The sequence below is a fragment of the Roseomonas aeriglobus genome, from assembly GCA_016937575.1.
Taxonomy (GTDB): Bacteria; Pseudomonadota; Alphaproteobacteria; order Sphingomonadales; family Sphingomonadaceae; genus Sphingomonas; species Sphingomonas aerigloba.
This window is the reverse complement of record JAFHKN010000002.1, coordinates 1,990,110-2,007,806: the sequence shown is the minus strand read 5'-3', so window position 1 is coordinate 2,007,806 and position 17,697 is coordinate 1,990,110. Positions and strand designations below refer to the sequence as shown.

Below are 17,697 nucleotides of genomic sequence, written 5' to 3'. Positions count from 1 at the left end.
CCCGGCATGGCCACTGCCGCTCCCGATATTTCACTGACCCCGTCCGCTGCGGCGCGGGTCGCCGCGATCGCATCGCGCCAGAACAAACCCGCCATCCTGCGCCTTGCCGTCGATGGCGGCGGATGCTCGGGGTTTCAGTACAAGTTCGAGCTCGCCGAGGCGCCGGCGGCCGATGACGTCACTGCGGAGACCGACGGCGTGCGGCTCGTTGTCGACTCGGTCAGTCTCGATCTCGTCCGGGGCGCCAGTGTCGATTATGTCGAGAGCTTGGGCGGCGCCGCGTTCCGCGTGACCAATCCGCAGGCGGCATCGGGCTGCGGCTGCGGCTCCAGCTTCTCGATCTGATGCGGATCGTCAGCTACAATGTGAACGGGATCAAAGCCCGTCTGCCGCGGCTGCTCGAATATCTCGATGAAGCCAAGCCTGACGTCGTCTGCCTGCAGGAATTGAAATCGTCCGACGACACGCTGCCGGCGAAGGACATCGAAGCCGCCGGCTACGGCGCCGTGTGGCACGGGCAGAAGGGCTTCAACGGCGTCGCCATTCTCGCTCGCGATACCCAGCCGATCGAGCGTCAGAAGGGCCTGGCCGGCGAGCCTGATGACGAGCACAGCCGCTATATCGAGGCGGAGGTGAACGGCGTCGTGATCGCGTCGATCTATCTACCCAATGGAAACCCGCAGCCGGGGCCGAAATTCGATTACAAGCTGCGCTGGATCGATCGCCTGGCCGCGCGTGCGCAAGCGTTGCTGGCCGAGGAGATGCCTGTCGTGCTTGCAGGTGATTACAATGTCATCCCGAATGATGACGACACCTTCTCTGTCCGCGCGATGCAGGACGATGCGCTGATGCAACCCGAGAGCCGCCAAGGCTACCGCGCCTTGCTCGCGCAGGGCTGGACCGACGCGCTACGCACGCAATTCCCGCGGGGCGGCGTATGGACGTTCTGGGATTACCAGGCCGGCGCCTGGCAACGCGATGCCGGGTTCCGGATCGACCATCTGCTGCTCAGCCCGCTCGCGGCAGACCGCTTCGTCGGCGCGGGCGTCGACAAGGAATATCGCGGGCGAGAAAAGGCCAGCGACCACGCGCCGACATGGGTGAAACTGCGGTAAAATCGTCCGTTTTTTACGAAGGCGGGGCAGGGGCGGCCGTTGTCGTTGTGAGCTGACCTGCGCGTCCGTGCAGCTTGGCCAAGCTTGCGATCATTTGGCGGGGAACGCCGAGAGTCAGCGATAACTACATGCGTAGTCGCAGAGTAAGTGTTTGAAATCGCGTCATCTGAGTGTTTGGCATGCTCAATGCACTAACACGCTTACCGGGCTGGCCCCCTTGTCCGGAATGACGGGAGACACATCATGATCACGACCACCCTTTTCGCCCTTGCCCTCGCTGCGACCGGTTCGTCGGACGCCGGCCGGGCCTCGCCCGACATCGCCGCGCTGACGGGGATGAGCGCAACGACGGCAGCGCGGGAAACCAAGGTGCAGAAGCCGACGCTCTATTGCATCAAGGACACGCTGACAGGCAGCCGTATCCCTCGCACATCCTGCCGGACACGTGCGCAGTGGATGGCACAGGGCTTCGATCCGATCGCGCCGAATTGAGCTCGGGTCGATCGGCGGGGTGGTCGGCGAACCGGCCACCTCGCCCGATCACAGGTCCTTGCCGTAGACCTGATAGACCTTGTTGACCTTGCTATCGATCGTCTCCGCAATGGAGCGCATGCCCTGGTTGTCGTCGAGGATCCAGCCGATCTCGCCGCGGGTCGCGCCATAATGCTGAACGGAGGCGCGGCGGATATATTCGATCATCATAAAGGCGAGCTGGCTCGCCATGCGCGAGGCCTGCAGTTCCTTGACCACGCCCATCAGCGGGACGCGCATGGTGCGGACCTTGGGTCGACGCAGCCACAGCAACAGCTTGGCCCAGCCGAACGGAAGCAGGCTGCCCTTCAGCGGTTTGATCGCTTCGTTCAGGTCGGGGAGCGTAATCATGAACGCCACCGGCTTGCCGTCCAGCTCGGCGATGCGGATCAGGTCGTTGAAGACGATCGGCTTCAGCTTGACGCCGACGTCCTTGATCTCGGGCGGGGTGAGGGGGACGAAGCCCCAATTGTCCGACCACGCGTCGTTCAGTATGTCCAGGATGATTGCGGCTTCCTGGTCGAACTTCGACTTGTCGACCTCGCGCACGCGGATGCGTTCGTTCCGCTCGCCCGACTGGATGATGCGGCGGACGATCGGCGGGAAGTCCTGGGTAATGTCCAGGTCATAGGTCATCAGCTGCTTGACGCCGCTATAGCCCGCCGTCTCGATCCAGCCGCGATATTCGGGTTTGGCATGGCCCATCATGATCGTCGGCGGATGATCGTAGCCGTCGATCAGCAATCCCGGCTCTTCCCAGATCGACATCGAGATGGGGCCGAGCGCGCGGGTCATGCCCTGGGTGCGCAGCCAGTCTTCCGCGGTCGCGATCAGCTTGGCGGCGACCTCGCCATCGACCGCATCGAACAGGCCCCATTGCCCTACACCGGGGCCGAAGCCTTGTTCGGGCGGCATCGTCAGCGCGAGCGTATCGATGTGGGCGGAGATGCGCCCGACCAGCTCACCACCGCGCTCGGCCAGGAACAGCTGCGCCTTGGCATGGCTGAACCACCCGTTCTTCTCCGGAAGAAGCAACCCCAGCGCCTCGCCCTTCAACGGCGGAACCCAGTTGGGGTCGTCGGCGTAGAGGCGGAAGGGCAGGTCGACGAAGCGCTTGTAATCGGCCTTCGACGATATCGGACGGATGGTGATGTCGGCCATGATCGGCTTTCGCTAGGACGGCTTTGCGGCGTCGGTGTGACGAGCGGAATCGATCATAGCAAGCGAGTTTTCCGGGCGTCGGAGCCCTCGCGTCGCCACCATGCAGCCACTATTTTAGGGCAATGGAACACGCGATGACCACGACTGCCACTCTCGACCGCCGGGCGCCGGGCGCCTGGGCCGGGGTTCAGCCGCGCGCTGCCGCGGAAAAGATCGCCGATGACAAAGCGTTGCTGCGGACGGCTGCCGAGCTGTCGCGCGACCTGCATGCGGCGAACCCGAAAATCTATTGGGCGGACATGCTTGCGTCTGCGACGCTTGGCTATGCCGGCCTGGCGGGCGCGATCCTCGCACCATCGTTGGCCGTGGCAATCGTCAGCGGCATCGTCGCGATCTTCGCGCTGTATCGGGCGGGCAGCTTCATTCACGAAGTCAGCCACATGAAGCACGCGCAGGTGCCGGGCTTCCGACTCGGCTGGAATCTGCTGGTCGGTATCCCGCTGATGATTCCGTCCTTCATGTACGAGGGCGTGCACAACCTGCACCATGCGAAGACGCGCTACGGCACGGTCGACGATCCCGAATATCTGCCGCTCGCGCTGATGAAGCCCTGGTCCGTGCCGCTGTTCGTCGTCGCTTCCGCGCTCGCACCGATCGCGCTGCTGTTCCGTTTTGCGATCCTGTCGCCGCTGTCCCTGGCAGTCCCGGCGCTGCGCCGGACGATCGCCGCACGCTTTTCGGCACTCGCGATCAATCCCGCCTTCCGTCGCCGCGACATGAGGGACGACTATCGCAAGCTGTGGGTGCGACTCGAGATCGCGACGAGCGTCTGGGCGATCGCGGTGCTCGCGCTGGTCGCCACTGGCGTCGTGCCGCTACGCGCGCTGGCGATCTACCTCGGCATCTTGTCAGCAACGATGGTGCTCAATCAGGTCCGTACCCTCGTTGCTCATTTGTGGGAGAATGACGGCGAGCAGATGAGCGTGACCGCGCAATATCTCGATTCGGTCAACGTGCCACCGCCGGCCATGCTGCCGATGCTGTGGGCGCCGGTCGGCCTTCGCTACCACGCGCTGCACCATCTGCTGCCGGGCGTCCCCTATCATTCGCTGGGCGAGGCGCATCGTCGCCTGACTGCGACGCTGGAGGCCAACTCGCTCTATCACAAGGCGAGCTATGCCGGCCTGCCGGGGCTGCTCGACCGGCTGGTGCGCTCGACCTTCGGCCAGCGGTGATCAGCGGCGGCGTTTCCAATCGAGGAAGACGCCGATCCGCTTTGCGAGGTCGCCGGACCAGCTGACCTTGAGCCCGTGCGCCGAGAGTTCCTGGGTGACGAGCCGTCCGACCGCCACCGCCTGGTCGTCGTCGTCGTCGATCGCGCCATAGTTCAGGTACAGCCCATCGCCGTCCACGGCCGCTTCCGTGTCCTGGGCGTGGTAGAAAGCGTAACCGCGGACGTCGAACCCCGCGGCTTCGATCGCGTCCATCTCATCACGAATTTCCGCCGCACCGCAGGTGCCGCAGCACGTGAAGTTCTGACGGCAAACGATACCCTGCGCTTCCAACGCCTCAAACGCCGCGTCGAGCCGGTCGCAGTCGGTTTCCTCCGGCCACCCCGCCTGCGCGGCGCGGTGGTCGCGTAGCGCGTCGCGCAGATAGGCCTGGGCGCTGACGCGCAGCGTGTCGGCGTCGATCTCGTCGGCGTAGACCTCCACCGCGTTTCGCAGCACCGCGTCGTCGTCGAAGAAGCCACCAGCGACATCGCGACGGATGAAGTCGCGCAGGTCGTCGAGCATCGGTAGCGGCGCGGCAGGGGGCGATGCCGGCTCCGGCTCGACCGGCGCGGCGGAACGTGTGCGGAAAAGAGCGAAGAGCCGCCGCATCGTTACTCCTCCGTTCGCACCAGCACCGCCTCGCCGACCATCAGGAACAGCAGGAACGGCGCCCAGGCGGCGAGAAAAGGCGGGTAGGCGCCGAGATTGCCCATCGCGAGCGCGAAATTGTCGGCGACGAAATAGGCGAAGCCCAGCGCCATGCCGATGACTGCGCGGACGAACAATTTGCCGGACCGAGCGACGCCGAATGCAGCGACGGCGGCGAGCAGGGGCATCAGCACCGATGACAGCGGGCCGGACAATTTGTGCCAGAGCGAGCCTTCGAGTGCCTTGGTCGGGCGGCCGGCGGCGCTCAGGTCGTCGATCGCGCTGCTGAGCTCGCGGAACGACAGACCGTCCGGATCGACACTCGACAAGGTGAACTGATCCGGCCGTACGCCGCGGCCGACGACCGTGCTGCCCAGCGGCGTGACGGTGCCGGATGCGACGTCGAAGCGCTGCGCACCGTCGATCCGCCATCCGTCGCCATCGCGCCGGCCGGTCGTGCCCGACGTGACCGAAATGAGCCGCCCGCCATCACGTTCGAACACACTGACGCCGCCGAGGGTCGCTGCGTCGCCGCGACCGCGGATCTGCCGCGCCTGGATTAGGTCGTCGCCTTCGCGAACCCACACGTTGGCGCGGTCGCCGCGATCGATCGGCATGGGGCCGTAATCGACCTTCTGCCACTGGTCGAGCGTCGCAGTCGCGCGCGACACTATCCGATCGTTGAAGGCGAAGGAAATCGCCGCGACGCCCAGGCTGGCGACGATCAGCGGCGCCAGCACCTGATGTGCCGACAGCCCGGCCGCCTTCATGGAGATCACTTCGCTGTTCTGGTTGAGCGTGGTCAGCGTGATGATGGTGCCGAGCAGGACCGAGAAAGGCAGGAAGCGCGCGATGATCTGCGGCGCGCGCAGGCCCACGTAACGCCAGATCTCCGGCTCGCCGTTGCCGGCGCGGGCGAGGATGCGACCGCTCTCGCTCAGCAGGTCGAGCGCCTGGAGCACGACCACCAGCGCGAGCAGGATCGCGAACGTCCGCGTCAGGAAGAGCCGCGCCATGTACAGCGTTATCGTCCGCGACGGGAAGAACGAGGTCGCGCTGCTCATGCCTCTGCCCCCCGCCGGCGGTTCATGCCCGGAATCCAGCGTTTCACTGCCTTCAGCGCCTTGCCGAACACGCGCTCCAGCGCGCCGATCGGCTGGCCGCCGGGGACATAGGCGATCTGATAGAACATCCAGCCGATCAGCGCGGTCAGCAGCACGAAGGGCCCCCATAGCGCGATGATCGGATCGATCCGGCCGAGACCGCCGACGCTTTCGCCATATTGGTTGATCTTGTGATAGGTCACGATGATCACGATCGACAGGAACACGCCCAGCGCCGAGGTCGATCGTTTGGGCGGCACGCCCAGCGCGACCGCGAGCAGCGGCAGCAGGAACATCGTCGCGACCTCTGCCAGGCGGAAATGGAAGGCGGAGCGGCTGGTGTCGCGGGTTTCCTCGGTCGCGCTGCGGTCGCGGCCCAGACGCGCGAGCTCGATCAGGTTGCGCTCGATGTTGCGCTCCCCACGGGGGCGGAACTGCTCGAACCGCGGCAGATCGATCGGCAGGTCGTAGTTGGTGAAGGTCAGGACGCGCGGCGCCCGGTAACCGGGGCCATTGTGGACCAACGTGCCGTTGGTCAGGCGAAAGATGATGACGTCCGGGTCGTCGGTGCGGAGAAACTGGCCGCTCTCGGCCGTAACCGACGCTTCCTGTCCGGGCCGCGGCGTCGCATGGACGAAGATGCCGTTCAGGCGGCGCCCGTCGTCCAGGCTCTGTTCGATCCTGAGCGTCATCTTGTCGCCGAGGTTGGTGAACTCCCCGACCTTGATCGACGCACCTAGCGCGCCCGACCGCAGCTCGAACCGCAAGCCTTCATAGGCGTAGCGCGCATAGGGCTGGACAAAGCCGACGATCGCCAGGTTCGCCGCCGCCAGCACGATGGTGTAGTAGTACGGCACGCGCAGCAGCCGGGCGTAGCTCATTCCGACACCGCGCAGCACATCGAGTTCCGACGTGGTCGCCAGACGGCGGAAGGCGAGCAGAATGCCGAGCATCAATCCGATCGGAATGCCGAGGCCCAGATATTCAGGGAGCAGGTTCGCCAACATCTTCCATACGACGCTGACGGGTCCGCCTTCGGTCGCGACGAAGTCGAACAGGCGCAACATGCGATCGAGCACCAGCAGCATCGCCGCAATCACGAGCGTCGAGATCAACGGCACGGCGATCAGGCGCGCGAGGTAGCGATCGATCGACTTCATGGGGGCCGGCTATATCGGCGCGAACGGCGCGCGCCAGCGATAATTGCGGTGCGCGTCAGGCGGCGTTACGGATTGGCTCCGACGCAGGCCGGGCGGCGACCGCGGTATCGATCGCCGCTGCCAGCGCGGCCATGGTGAAGGGCTTGCGTAGCACCTGTCGGCCAGCAAGCGCGCCCTGTTCGCCGGCGTCGCCGGAAAAGCCGGTCACGAACACCACCGCCGCGCTCGGCAGCAGCGGGGCAAGATCGGCGACGAGTTCGGGGCCGGTGCGCCCCGGCATCAGCACGTCCGACAGGATGAGGTCGAAACGCGCGTCATGGTCGGCCACCACCGCTTCCGCGCCCAGCGGGTCGGCACAGGCGACGGGACGGTGGCCGAGTGCTTCCAATGCACCCATCGTCGCGGACAATACCCGCGGATCGTCCTCGACGACCAGGATATCGAGCGCTGTCGCGCCCGTTGGCTGTGCGGCGGCCGGACCTTCGGTCGCGTCGCCGGCGGTGGCCGCTGCAGCGCTATGGCGGGGCAGGTACAGCGTGACGGTGCAACCCTCGCCAGGTGCCGACCGGATCGCGATCGCGCCGCCCGATTGCTGGACGAATCCGAAAATCTGGCTGAGGCCGAGGCCGGTGCCCTTGCCGATCGGCTTGGTCGTGAAAAACGGCTCGAACACGCGGGCGATCACGGCCTCGCTCATCCCGCAACCGGTGTCGGCGACTGCGATCGTCGCATAGTCGCCCGCTGCGCAATGGTCGACCTGATGCGCGGCAAGCGTCTCGTGACCGGTCGCGATGGTCAGCGTGCCGCGTCCGTCCATCGCGTCCCGCGCGTTGACCGCCAGATTCAGCACCGCATTTTCCAGCCCGTGACGGTCGACGAACACCTGCCAGCCCGCGCTGTCGTCCTTTACCTCCACGGTAACGAGGTCGCCGAGCGTCCGATCGATCAGATCGGACATGCCGGCGATGACCGATGCCGCCTCGACGGCAACGGGTTGCAGGGCCTCCGCCCGCGCGAAACTCAGAAGGCGGCGGGTCAGCGCGGCGGCGCGGTCGGCGCCTTCGGTCGCACTATCGAGGTGGCGAACGACTTCGCCCGGATCGGCGCTGTGTCGTTTGGCGAGTTCGATCCCGCCGATAACGACCGCTAGCATGTTGTTGAAATCATGCGCGATACCGCCGGTCAGCTGACCGATCGCATCGAGCGTCTGCATCTGGCGGAGCTTGGCCTCCGCCGCGGCGCGTTCGCGCGCTTCGGCTTCCAATTCCTCCGTGGTGGTGCGAACCGCGACTTCGAGCAGTTCGGCTCGTTCGCGCTCATCCTCGGCCTCTGCGGATGCGACCGCGCGAGCGGTTTGCGCGCGGACGGTGAGCCAGCCGAGCAGGATGGCGCCGAGCACGATCGCGGCGCCGAATATCGCCAGCACAGCCGCCGCCCGATTGGAACTGGCGACGCTCGCCTCTGCCACCGCAGTGCGGCGCTCCAGCAAGCTGCGTTCGCTGTCGAGAAATTCCTGCAGCAACCGGCCGGTCCGGTGCAGCGCTTCGGCATCGGCGGCGGCGTAAAAACGCGACAGGGCCTGCTGATTTTTTTTGTAGCTGGTGTTCAGCGCGATGGCCGACAATTCCGCTCCGCGGCTCTCATAGGCGGCCCGCAACGCATCGACCCGGCGGTTTTGCTGCGGCGTATCGCGGGTCAGCGTCGCCAGACGATCGATCTGGCGACCGGCCTGCTGCCATTCCTCCGAATATCGCTGACCAATCTTCTTGTCGGCGCTGATGACGTAGCGCCCAAGGGTCGCCTCCGCCCGTGCCATCGTCTCGGCCAATGCCCGCGTTCGCAGCATCACTTCGAAGCTGTGCGACTGCAGGTCGAGCGCGCGGTCACGCTGACGGTTCGCCTCGCCCAGCGTGATGATGACCGCCGCGAACACGCCCGCACCAAGCGTCGCCACGACCGCAAGCAGGATCGCACGCCAATGCGCATGGAGTATCGCCGCGATGTCGGACCCGCCCCGGTCGTTCATGCCGACGGCGATTCTACAGCAGGCTCAGCGGGTTGGGAAGCGGCGCTCAGCCGATCACGCCCACGGCTTGGCCCGCTGTGCGGAACATGGCCGTAACGCGTTCGATCTGCTCAGGCGTGTGCTCGGCGCACAGCGAGCAGCGCAGCAGGAAGGTGCCGGCCGGGGTCGCCGGAGGTCGCGCCATGTTGACGTACAGTCCGCCGTCGAGCAGCGCCTGCCACATTGCGACCGCCTGCGTCTGATCCTCCAGGATCACCGCGATGATCGCGCTGTCACATGTCTCCGTACCCAGGCGGAAGCCCAGCGCCTTCAGCCCAGCGTGGAGTGTGCGGGCGTTATTCCACAGCCGTGCACGCTTCTCATGCGCGGTCGCCAGCTTGCGGATCGACGCGGCTGCGGTCGCGACCACCGACGGTGGCAGGCTGGCGGTGAAGATATAGGGGCGGCAGGCTAGGCGGATCGCCTCGAACTTCGGATGATCCGAAATGCAGAAGCCGCCGACGGTACCGACCGATTTGGAGAAGGTGCCGACGACGAAATCGACCTGCCCCTCGAGCCCCTGGTCCTCGTACACGCCGCGGCCGTTGGGGCCGAAGAAGCCCATCGAATGCGCTTCGTCCGACAGCACCATCGCGCCATGCTTCTTGGCGACCGCGACCATCTCCTTCAGCGGTGCGATGTCGCCGAGCATCGAATAGACGCCCTCCAGCACGACGAGCTTGCCGGCGTCGGCGGGCAGGCGGCCCAGGCGCTTGTCGAGATCGGCGACGTCGTTGTGGCGGAAGCGGACGATTTCCGCGACGCCCTGCTTGCAACCGTCGTAGATCGACGCATGGCTGTCGGCGTCGAGGATGACATAATCGCCCTTGCCGGCCAGCGTCGAGATCATGCCGAGATTGGCCATGTAGCCAGTCGAGAACACGATCGCCCCGCTGACGCCGTAGAAATCGCGCAGCGCCTCCTCGACCTCCATATGGTCGCGGAAGGTGCCGTTGAGCATGCGGCTGCCGTTGGTGCCCGACCCGAACTGGTCGAGCGCCGCATGACCGGCGGCGATGACGTCCGGGTCGAACGTCATGCCCATGTAATTGTACGTGCCGAGCAGGATGGTCTCGCGGCCCTTGATGACCGCTTCGGTCGGCGAGCGGACCTCATCCATCACGATCGCGAACGGATCAGTCACGCCCGTATCGATCAGCGCCTGTCGTTCGGCGATGAGCGCGTCGAACTTCGACATCAGGTCGCGGGTCGCCGGCCCCGCCGTCGGGTTTGCGGGCAGGGCTTCGGGCTGGAGGCCGGTTTCGGTCATGGTCTGCTCGGACAAGGAAAAGGGGAGGGTCAGTCGTTCTTCAGCTTGGCGACGGCATCGACCAGCTGGCCGACCGTTTCGATCTCGGCCTGCATGTTCATCGTGATGATGATGTCGAATTCGTCTTCGATCGCCGCGACGAAATCCATGACCGTGAGCGAATCCCACTCCAGGTCACCCTGAAAGGTGGTCGCCTCGGTCAGCGCGACACCCTTTTTGTTGAACGGCTCGATCTGGGCGGCGACGGTGTCGAAAATCTGGGCGCGGTCGGTCATGGCGGTCCTTCTGGTCGGCAAATGCGGCCGGGATTGGGCGTCGCTATAGCAGGCGCTCGGCGCGATACCATGCCGCGGTTTGGCTAAGGCCCTCGGGCGTCGGGATCTGCGGGCGCCACAGCTGTTGCGGCGGGCGGCGCAGCGGATCGGACACCCAGTCGGGATGGCACATGTAGGATACACGGTCGGGCGTCAGCCGCGCGCCGCCCTTTCGCACCAATCCATCGATGCGCGCGCCGATCGCCATCAGCTTTCGAGGCAGGGCGACCGGCCGCACGCGCCTGCCGACCGCGTCGCCGACTGCGCGGGCGAAGCCCTGGTGGCTCCAGCCGCCGGGGCGGCCATCGTCGGGCTCCAGGATGGTGCGGCTGGCCGGCGCTTCGGCAAGTGCGAGCAGCAGGCGAGCAAGATCATCGACATGGATCGCCGACATGCGCCCACCCGGCGGCAGCAGCGCGAGGCCGAACTTCGCCATGCGAAAGATCTCAAGCATATCCAAGTCGCCCGGGCCATAGACGGCGGGCGGGCGGACGATGTCCCAGTCGGTGTCCGAGCCGATGACCAGCCCCTCCGACGCGGACTTCGACCAGCCGTAGTTGGACAATCCCGGCTCGCGCGCGGCAAGCGACGAGACATGGATGAACCGCCGCACCTCCATCTGCTGTGCGGCGGTCAGTACGTTGCGAGTGCCGTCGATGTTGCCGAGGACGAAGCCCGGCCGGTCCGGCGCGTTGACGACGCCCGCGACATGGATCGCAGCATCGGCGCCGCGCATCAGGCTCTGAAGCGCGTTCGGCGTCTCGAGCGTACCGAACACCCAGTTCACGCCGTCCCCGCCCGTTCGCGGGCGGCGAGTCAGCGCGGTGACGGCATGGCCCTGCCGCAGCGCGAGTGCGACCAGTCGCTTGCCGACGAATCCCGTCGCACCGGTGATCGCCAGTCTCATGTCAGCGCCATGTGGTTGCGGTGAACGAGTGCGGAGCGCGGCGCATAGCCGAGGATGGCCGCGTGCTCTTCGCGTTTGTGCCCCAACAGGCAGCGAGCGTCGTCGGCGTCATATTCGCTGAGGCCCCGGGCGATGGGTCCGTCGGGCCCGACGATGGCAACCAGGTCGCCGCGCGAGAAGTCGCCATCGATGGCAGTCGTGCCGGCCGCGAGCAGGCTCGCGCCGCCCGCCAGCGCTCTGGCAGCACCTGCATCGACATGGAGCGTGCCTCGCGCGGTCAGCCCGCCGGCCAGCCACGCCTTGCGCGCCGGCGCGGCCCTTTCCGCGACGAAGATCGTGTGCCGGGCCTCGGCCGAGAGCGGCCGGTCGATCCGTCCCGAGGCGATGGCGAGATGCGTGCCCGCAGCAGCGGCGATGCGCGCTGCGGCGATCTTCGACACCATGCCGCCCGATCCCATGCCGGACGCGGAGCCGGTGTCGGCCATATCTGCGATCTGGGCATCGATCCGCTCGACGCGCGGGATATGGATGGCGCCGGGCAGGGCGGGGTTGCGGTCATACAAGCCGTCGATATCGCTCAGCAAGACGACGCCCTGTGCGCCCGCCGCCTGCGCCACCCGCGCGGCGAGCCGGTCATTGTCTCCGAAGCGGATCTCCGCTGTCGCGACGCTGTCGTTCTCGTTCAGTACGGGCACGACGTCGAGGCTGAGCAATCGATCGAGCGTGGCGGCGGCGTTCAGATAGCGGCGCCGGTCCTCCAGATCATCGAGCGTCACCAGCATTTGCGCCGCGGTCAGCCCCTCCGCTCCAAGCACTTCGGCCCAGGTCTGGCTGAGTGCGATTTGTCCGGTCGCGGCAGCGGCCTGCGCGTCCTCCAGGCTGGCGCGCCCGCCCTTTGCCAGGCCGAGCCGCCGCGCCCCGAGCGCAATTGCCCCCGATGATACGACAGCAACCTGCTGCCCGGCCCGCACCCGCGCCGCTATGTCGGCAGCGATCCCGGCCAGCCAGTTACGCCGCACGCTGCCGTCCGGATCGACAAGCAACGCGGACCCGATCTTGACGATCAGGCGCGGGCAGGTGTCGGGCGGAAACAGGCTCATCGCGCAGGCTCGTTAGCGTGCGCGCCGCCGTCCGCCAATCACCTCAGTCGCGCGCGAAGATCTCGTCGTGAGGGATGGTAAGGTCGAGCGAGGGCAGAATCAGATCGATCGGTCCGTCATATTGCACGTCGTTCCAGCCGTGCGGACCGGTTCGCTGGACGATCCGCAGCCTTTCACTCGCGATATCGACGAAGACGATCGTGTCGACGCTGGGAAGGGCCATATATTCCGGCAATTTAACCCTAAGATCAGTTCGCGCGGTGCTGGCCGACAGGATTTCGACAATGATTTTCGGGTCGTCGAAGGCACGATACGTGTCGGCTAGAGGGTCGCGCTCTCCGCAGAACACGCTGACATCGGGATAGCGCACCGAGAGATCGTGGGTTTGCGTTGCCATATCCGACCCATAGGGACGACAGCCGCTCCCCCTCAAATGCAGTCGAAGCCATGCGAAAATATTGCCCTGCACCATAGCATGACGGACCGTTCCGCCGGCCATCATACGGATGACGCCGTTATCAAGTTCGGCCTTCCGATCCCCGAAATCGATTTCGAGGAACTCCCTTGCGGTCAGCAGCGGATAGACAGTTTGGGTCGCCATGTCGCAAATATAGCAGGTCGGCGGTCGCTGTTAAATCGGCGACCACTCCACTGCATCCTCGCCTTCGTCGTCGTCGGGCACGACGTCGGCGGAGTCGCTGATCTTGGCCAGCAGCTCGTCGAGCACCCAATCGACGCCGATCTGTGCGGCGCCGGAGATGGGGATGACCTGCGCGCCGCTCGCGTCCTCGAGTTCGGCAGAAAGCGCCTGGATCAATTCCTCGTCGAGCGTATCGATCTTGTTGAGGGCGACGACGACAGGCTTGTCGGCCAGGCCGGCGCCGTACGCTTCCAACTCGTCCCGGACGATGCGGTAGCTGGTGGCGACGTCCTCGTCATTCGCGTCGACGAGATGGAGCAACACCTGGCAGCGTTCGATATGCCCAAGGAAGCGGTCGCCGATGCCGGCACCTTCGGCCGCGCCCTCGATCAGGCCGGGGATGTCGGCGATCACGAATTCGCGGTCGTGGTGACGCACGACGCCCAGCTGGGGGCGGGTGGTGGTGAAGGCATATTCGCCGACCTTGGCCTGCGCGTTGGTCACCGCGTTGATGAAGGTCGACTTGCCGGCGTTGGGCAGCCCGACCAGGCCGGCGTCGGCGAGCAGCTTCAGGCGCAACCAGACCCAGGCCTCGGCGCCCGGCCAGCCGGTGCCATGCTGACGCGGCGCGCGGTTGGTCGATGTCTTGTAGCTCAGGTTGCCGCGCCCGCCGTCGCCGCCGCGCAGGAACACCTCGCGCTGGCCGACGCGGGTGAAGTCCATCAGCACCTCTTCCTTGTCCTCGCTCAGCACCTGCGTGCCGACGGGAACCTGGATGACCAGGTCCTGACCGCCCGCGCCGGTCATGTTCGAACCTGCGCCGCCCTTGCCGCGGGGCGCGCGGAAATGCTGCGTGTAGCGAAAGTCGATGAGCGTGTTCAGGCCGGCCACCGCTTCGAACACGATGTCGCCGCCTTTGCCGCCGTTACCGCCGTCGGGGCCGCCATATTCGATGAATTTTTCCCGGCGGAACGAGACGGCCCCGCCGCCGCCGGCGCCCGAGCGGACGAAGATCTTTGCTTGGTCTAGGAAGTGCATGGCCCGCGCTGTAGCGATTTAGCGAAGCTAAATCGACACAAAGCGCGAGCCCGGCCGGCGCAGGCACTGCGGCCGACGACATGGGCTTTGCCCATGTCCGATCAGAGGGGCAGGGCTTCGGCAGGCTCAGCCCGAACGGGAAGGAATCAGTCGCTCTTCCGCCCCGCCAGCAGTCCCCGCGCCGCCAGCTCCCGCGCACGGCCACGCGGCAGGCCAAGCGCCTTGGCCATCGGCCCGCCCAGCAGCGCATCCCCCAGCGCCATCAGTACCAGCTGGAGCGTCTGGTCATGGATCGGCTCGCCATCGGTATCCGCTGCGGTCAACTGATCGACCAGATCGTGGATCGCGCTCAGGATCGGGTCGAGCGCATCCTCGTTGCCCGACAGGATCATCCAGCTGGCCAAGGCGCCCGCGCCGCCCTCGTCGAAGGCGTCGAAGGTGAGATCGACCACCTCCTGCGGATCCTGGTCACCGGCGCGTGCGCGCAGGACCGCTTCGCCGATGCGGCCGGTGATCCGGCTGGCCATCGTCTCGATCAGCGCCTTCTGAAGCCCTGCCGCAGAGCCGAAATGGTGGAGGAGATTGGCATGCGTCCGCCCGATCCGCGTCGCGACCGCCTTCAGCGTCACCGCCTGGGGGCCGAACTCGACGAGCAGGTCGCGCGCGGCGTCGAGCGCGGCATCGCGGGATTCGGCGGGGCTCAGTCGCTTGCGGATAGGACTTATTGACATGTGTGTAAGTAATCGCCAGTTAGATCGTCCTGATTGGAGGAATTCGATCGTGAACGCAAAGACTCCCGCTGACCTGACGATCACGCCGTGCGACATGCGCTTCGGGCGGGGTGCGACCTATCGCCGGTGGTGGCTGAACGACGATCCCGTCGCGACGGCGTTCTACAATGCGCTGTCGGTGACCTTCCCGAAGGGCGAAGGCTTCTTCATCGATTCGGTCCGCAAGTTCCGCGATGGCGCGCCCCCGCGTCTGGCCGCGGAAATCGCCGCCTTCACCAAGCAGGAGGTGATTCACACCCGCGAGCATGTCGCGTTCAACCGCCACGTCACCGACCAGGGCTATGACATCCGCCCGCTCGACGCCGAGGTTGATCGCGTGCTGGCGCTGACGAAGGGCCGTCCGCCGATCGCGAGCCTTGCCGCGACGATGTGCCTCGAGCATTTCACCGCGATCCTGGCGCACCAGCTGATCGCCGATCCCTCGCATCTCGAGGGTGGTGATGCGGATGCGGTCGCGCTCTGGAAATGGCACGCGGTCGAGGAGATCGAGCATAAGGGCGTCGCCTATGACACCTGGCTTCATGCGACGAAGGATTGGCCCCGGTTCAAGCGTTGGCGCATCAAGGCGCTGGTGATGCTGATCGTCACCGGGCGGTTCTTCAACGGTCGGACCAAGGGGATGCTGGAGCTGCTGCGGCAGGACGGCTTCACCGGTGCGGGCGTGAAGTGGCGGCTGTTCAAATATGCCTTCGGCCGACCGGGCATGGCCCGCAAAGTGCTGGGTCAGTATTTCGCGTTTTTCCTCCCCGGTTTCCATCCGTGGAACCACGATGATCGCAAGCTGATCGGGCTGGTCGACAGCGAGTTCGAAGCGGCGCGGCTCGCGGCTGCCTGACGGTCCTAAGGCCGAATTCGTCATCCCCGCGAAGGCGGAGATACATTCTGGCTGACCTTTCGGCTTAGAACGTCAGGTCAGCCAGAATTGACCCCCGCCTCCGCGGGGGGCGACGGATCTCAGGTGGGCAGATGAGGCACCCTCACGCCGCCATACGCGGCGCTTCGATATCCCCATCATCCAGTGACAGCGCATAGCTCGCACTCGGCACCGCTTCGCCCCGCGCACGGCTCGCCCGCGGTTCGCGGACGCCCGTGGGCACGAAGCCCAGCTTGCGCAGGACATGGCCCGAAGCGGGATTGTCGAGGTGGTGGTGCGCTGCGAGGTGCCGATGGCCAAGCCCCCAGCGCGCGATGCCGAGCATCGCTCGACCGGCTTCGGTCGCATAGCCGCGGCCCCAGGCGTCCGGCGTCAGCCAATAGCCGAGATTGGGTTGGCCCTCGTCGCGGCTGATGCCGCAACCGCCGACCAGCACCGGTGCGTCGCCCAGATCGTGCGCGAAGATCAGGCACCGCGCCTCGTCGCGAGCGACCGGCATTGTCAGGAACGTCTCCGCGTCGACCAGATCGTACGGCCAGGGCAGACGGGCGAGTTTCATCGCCACGCACTCGTGCGCGACGGCGCGGGTGAGGGCGGGGGCGTCCTCGATCCAGCCGGGCCGGAGCGTCAGACGGCGGGTGCGTGCGAACATGTCCACTCTCCTCGTGTCGCGCGAGCGCCCAACCACGAAGATATGACGTGGTCGCGACAGTCGCGAAGGAGGGAGCAGTAAAAAAGGGAGTCCGGGGCGACCCGTCCTCCCTTGTTTGGCTGGTTCCTGTGACGGAACGCCGGGTCGCCCTGGTGGGCAACCCGTCATCGGTTGCCCGTTATTCGGCCGCTTCGGCCATAATTTCTACGGTCGCGAACTTTCGGCCGAGTTTGCCGTCCTTGAACGCAACGCGGCCGTCGGTCAGCGCGAACAGGGTATGATCCTTGCCCATGCCGACGTTCGCGCCCGGGTACACCTTGGTCCCGCGCTGACGGATGATGATGTTGCCGGCGATGACCTGCTCACCACCGAACTTCTTCACGCCAAGGCGACGGCCGGCCGAATCACGACCGTTACGCGACGAACCGCCTGCTTTCTTATGTGCCATGACCTAAACTCTCTTCTTCGTATCGTCTGTTCGGGGCGCGCGCTTACGCTTCAGCAGCGGCGGCGGTTTCGACCGGAGCGGCATCAGCCTTCTTGGCCTTCGTCGCCTTCGCCTTCTGCTCGTTCGAGCCGCCGATCGACACGATCTTCAGGATCGTGTGGTTCTGGCGATGGCCGTTCTTGCGACGATAATTGTGGCGACGACGCTTCTTGAAGACGATGACCTTCTCGCCCTTAGCCTGCGCGACGATTTCGGCAGCGACCGTCAGGCCGGCAACCGACTTGAGGTCCGAGCCCTCGCCAGCGAGCAGCACGTCACCGAGGGTGACCGACGAACCGGCCTCGCCCTCGATCTTCTCGACGACGATCTTGTCTCCGGCGGCAACGCGATACTGCTTGCCGCCCGTGCGCACGACTGCGAACATGGCGTTTCAAACTCTCATCAAAAATTCGGGCCCGCGCCGGCATGCCGGGCGGGATGAAGGCGCGCTGCTACCGAAAGGGGCGGGGGCTGTCAACCAAAGGAATCCTTCGGGCGCCATTGTGGCGTGAGGGCAACAGCGTGACCTTAAGTGCACGCCTCGCCCTGCGACATCCTTGTTCCATC

The 17,697-nt window shown here is 66.0% G+C and carries 20 protein-coding genes; 5 read left to right on the top strand and 15 right to left on the bottom strand.

Translation table 11 applies throughout. From position 1 onward, the window contains the following. Positions 1–6: 6 nt before the first annotated feature. The 3 genes from erpA to JW805_10075 all read left to right on the top strand — a co-directional run bounded on the left by erpA (position 7) and on the right by JW805_10075 (position 1,607). On the top strand, positions 7–345 hold the full coding sequence (gene erpA, locus JW805_10085; protein MBN2972363.1) for an iron-sulfur cluster insertion protein ErpA: 339 nt from the start codon (positions 7–9) through the stop codon (positions 343–345). Next, positions 345–1,115 carry an exodeoxyribonuclease III gene (gene xth, locus JW805_10080; protein ID MBN2972362.1) on the top strand — a complete coding sequence of 257 codons (771 nt, stop codon included), beginning with the start codon at positions 345–347 and terminating at the stop codon, positions 1,113–1,115. Before erpA ends, xth begins: the two co-directional genes overlap by 1 nt. 243 nt (positions 1,116–1,358) lie before the next feature. Beyond that, positions 1,359–1,607: a hypothetical protein gene (locus tag JW805_10075; GenBank protein ID MBN2972361.1), complete on the top strand. Its 249-nt coding sequence runs from the start codon at positions 1,359–1,361 to the stop codon at positions 1,605–1,607. 48 nt (positions 1,608–1,655) lie between these two features. On the opposite strand, the gene JW805_10070 is transcribed toward JW805_10075, so the two are convergent. Next, positions 1,656–2,807 carry a dATP pyrophosphohydrolase gene (locus JW805_10070; GenBank protein ID MBN2972360.1) on the bottom strand — a complete coding sequence of 384 codons (1,152 nt, stop codon included), beginning with the start codon at positions 2,805–2,807 and terminating at the stop codon, positions 1,656–1,658. 134 nt (positions 2,808–2,941) lie between these two features. Between JW805_10070 and JW805_10065 the strand changes: the two genes are divergently transcribed. Then, positions 2,942–4,042 (top strand): fatty acid desaturase, encoded by a 1,101-nt coding sequence (locus JW805_10065; protein ID MBN2972359.1) that lies wholly within the window; start codon positions 2,942–2,944, stop codon positions 4,040–4,042. Here JW805_10065 and JW805_10060 read toward each other — a convergent pair whose 3' ends face one another. From JW805_10060 to JW805_10010, 11 genes are all read right to left on the bottom strand, one after another. Further along, the gene (locus JW805_10060) at positions 4,043–4,690 is read right to left on the bottom strand and encodes a hypothetical protein (protein ID MBN2972358.1); all 648 of its coding nucleotides are present in this window, start codon (positions 4,688–4,690) and stop codon (positions 4,043–4,045) included. It abuts the gene before it with no gap. A gap of 2 nt (positions 4,691–4,692) precedes the next feature. Further along, positions 4,693–5,793 carry an LPS export ABC transporter permease LptG gene (gene lptG, locus JW805_10055; protein ID MBN2972357.1) on the bottom strand — a complete coding sequence of 367 codons (1,101 nt, stop codon included), beginning with the start codon at positions 5,791–5,793 and terminating at the stop codon, positions 4,693–4,695. Then, positions 5,790–6,992: an LPS export ABC transporter permease LptF gene (gene lptF, locus JW805_10050; GenBank protein ID MBN2972356.1), complete on the bottom strand. Its 1,203-nt coding sequence runs from the start codon at positions 6,990–6,992 to the stop codon at positions 5,790–5,792. The genes lptG and lptF overlap by 4 nt, the downstream gene beginning before the upstream one ends. Before the next feature lie 55 nt (positions 6,993–7,047). After that, positions 7,048–9,018 (bottom strand): response regulator, encoded by a 1,971-nt coding sequence (locus tag JW805_10045; protein MBN2972355.1) that lies wholly within the window; start codon positions 9,016–9,018, stop codon positions 7,048–7,050. 46 nt (positions 9,019–9,064) lie between these two features. Then, complete coding sequence (locus JW805_10040) at positions 9,065–10,255, bottom strand: aminotransferase class I/II-fold pyridoxal phosphate-dependent enzyme (protein MBN2972354.1); 1,191 nt, start codon at positions 10,253–10,255, stop codon at positions 9,065–9,067. A 101-nt stretch (positions 10,256–10,356) separates the two neighbouring features. Continuing rightward, complete coding sequence (locus tag JW805_10035) at positions 10,357–10,602, bottom strand: acyl carrier protein (protein ID MBN2972353.1); 246 nt, start codon at positions 10,600–10,602, stop codon at positions 10,357–10,359. A gap of 43 nt (positions 10,603–10,645) precedes the next feature. Continuing rightward, on the bottom strand, positions 10,646–11,548 hold the full coding sequence (locus JW805_10030) for an NAD(P)-dependent oxidoreductase (protein MBN2972352.1): 903 nt from the start codon (positions 11,546–11,548) through the stop codon (positions 10,646–10,648). Further along, complete coding sequence (locus JW805_10025; GenBank protein MBN2972351.1) at positions 11,545–12,648, bottom strand: glutamate 5-kinase; 1,104 nt, start codon at positions 12,646–12,648, stop codon at positions 11,545–11,547. The genes JW805_10030 and JW805_10025 overlap by 4 nt, the downstream gene beginning before the upstream one ends. A gap of 43 nt (positions 12,649–12,691) precedes the next feature. After that, positions 12,692–13,249 carry a Uma2 family endonuclease gene (locus tag JW805_10020; protein MBN2972350.1) on the bottom strand — a complete coding sequence of 186 codons (558 nt, stop codon included), beginning with the start codon at positions 13,247–13,249 and terminating at the stop codon, positions 12,692–12,694. 30 nt (positions 13,250–13,279) lie between these two features. Continuing rightward, on the bottom strand, positions 13,280–14,326 hold the full coding sequence (gene obgE / locus JW805_10015) for a GTPase ObgE (GenBank protein ID MBN2972349.1): 1,047 nt from the start codon (positions 14,324–14,326) through the stop codon (positions 13,280–13,282). 146 nt (positions 14,327–14,472) lie between these two features. Continuing rightward, positions 14,473–15,057, bottom strand: coding sequence for a TetR/AcrR family transcriptional regulator (locus JW805_10010; protein MBN2972348.1), 585 nt, complete (start codon positions 15,055–15,057; stop codon positions 14,473–14,475). A gap of 49 nt (positions 15,058–15,106) precedes the next feature. Between JW805_10010 and JW805_10005 the strand changes: the two genes are divergently transcribed. Then, complete coding sequence (locus JW805_10005; GenBank protein MBN2972347.1) at positions 15,107–15,952, top strand: metal-dependent hydrolase; 846 nt, start codon at positions 15,107–15,109, stop codon at positions 15,950–15,952. A gap of 142 nt (positions 15,953–16,094) precedes the next feature. On the opposite strand, the gene JW805_10000 is transcribed toward JW805_10005, so the two are convergent. The 3 genes from JW805_10000 to rplU all read right to left on the bottom strand — a co-directional run bounded on the left by JW805_10000 (position 16,095) and on the right by rplU (position 17,515). Beyond that, entirely contained in the window at positions 16,095–16,643 is a 549-nt protein-coding gene (locus JW805_10000) for a GNAT family N-acetyltransferase (protein MBN2972346.1), read from the bottom strand. 178 nt (positions 16,644–16,821) lie between these two features. After that, entirely contained in the window at positions 16,822–17,091 is a 270-nt protein-coding gene (gene rpmA / locus JW805_09995; GenBank protein ID MBN2972345.1) for a 50S ribosomal protein L27, read from the bottom strand. Between the two features lie 43 nt (positions 17,092–17,134). Next, positions 17,135–17,515 carry a 50S ribosomal protein L21 gene (rplU, locus tag JW805_09990; protein ID MBN2972344.1) on the bottom strand — a complete coding sequence of 127 codons (381 nt, stop codon included), beginning with the start codon at positions 17,513–17,515 and terminating at the stop codon, positions 17,135–17,137. Positions 17,516–17,697: the final 182 nt, after the last annotated feature.

Excerpts from the sequence above, each read along its gene's own strand:
- rplU (MBN2972344.1), bottom strand. The coding sequence starts at position 17,515 with ATGTTCGCAGTCGTGCGCACGGGCGGCAAGCAGTATCGCGTTGCCGCC.
- JW805_10010 (MBN2972348.1), bottom strand. The coding sequence starts at position 15,057 with ATGTCAATAAGTCCTATCCGCAAGCGACTGAGCCCCGCCGAATCCCGC.
- JW805_10040 (MBN2972354.1), bottom strand. The coding sequence starts at position 10,255 with ATGTCGAAGTTCGACGCGCTCATCGCCGAACGACAGGCGCTGATCGAT.
- JW805_10030 (MBN2972352.1), bottom strand. The coding sequence starts at position 11,548 with ATGAGACTGGCGATCACCGGTGCGACGGGATTCGTCGGCAAGCGACTG.
- JW805_10065 (MBN2972359.1), top strand. The coding sequence starts at position 2,942 with ATGACCACGACTGCCACTCTCGACCGCCGGGCGCCGGGCGCCTGGGCC.
- JW805_10020 (MBN2972350.1), bottom strand. The coding sequence starts at position 13,249 with ATGGCGACCCAAACTGTCTATCCGCTGCTGACCGCAAGGGAGTTCCTC.
- JW805_10075 (MBN2972361.1), top strand. The coding sequence starts at position 1,359 with ATGATCACGACCACCCTTTTCGCCCTTGCCCTCGCTGCGACCGGTTCG.
- JW805_10035 (MBN2972353.1), bottom strand. The coding sequence starts at position 10,602 with ATGACCGACCGCGCCCAGATTTTCGACACCGTCGCCGCCCAGATCGAG.
- lptG (MBN2972357.1), bottom strand. The coding sequence starts at position 5,793 with ATGAGCAGCGCGACCTCGTTCTTCCCGTCGCGGACGATAACGCTGTAC.
- JW805_10045 (MBN2972355.1), bottom strand. The coding sequence starts at position 9,018 with ATGAACGACCGGGGCGGGTCCGACATCGCGGCGATACTCCATGCGCAT.
- JW805_10000 (MBN2972346.1), bottom strand. The coding sequence starts at position 16,643 with ATGTTCGCACGCACCCGCCGTCTGACGCTCCGGCCCGGCTGGATCGAG.
- JW805_10025 (MBN2972351.1), bottom strand. The coding sequence starts at position 12,648 with ATGAGCCTGTTTCCGCCCGACACCTGCCCGCGCCTGATCGTCAAGATC.
- lptF (MBN2972356.1), bottom strand. The coding sequence starts at position 6,992 with ATGAAGTCGATCGATCGCTACCTCGCGCGCCTGATCGCCGTGCCGTTG.
- erpA (MBN2972363.1), top strand. The coding sequence starts at position 7 with ATGGCCACTGCCGCTCCCGATATTTCACTGACCCCGTCCGCTGCGGCG.
- xth (MBN2972362.1), top strand. The coding sequence starts at position 345 with ATGCGGATCGTCAGCTACAATGTGAACGGGATCAAAGCCCGTCTGCCG.
- JW805_10070 (MBN2972360.1), bottom strand. The coding sequence starts at position 2,807 with ATGGCCGACATCACCATCCGTCCGATATCGTCGAAGGCCGATTACAAG.
- rpmA (MBN2972345.1), bottom strand. The coding sequence starts at position 17,091 with ATGGCACATAAGAAAGCAGGCGGTTCGTCGCGTAACGGTCGTGATTCG.
- JW805_10060 (MBN2972358.1), bottom strand. The coding sequence starts at position 4,690 with ATGCGGCGGCTCTTCGCTCTTTTCCGCACACGTTCCGCCGCGCCGGTC.
- obgE (MBN2972349.1), bottom strand. The coding sequence starts at position 14,326 with ATGCACTTCCTAGACCAAGCAAAGATCTTCGTCCGCTCGGGCGCCGGC.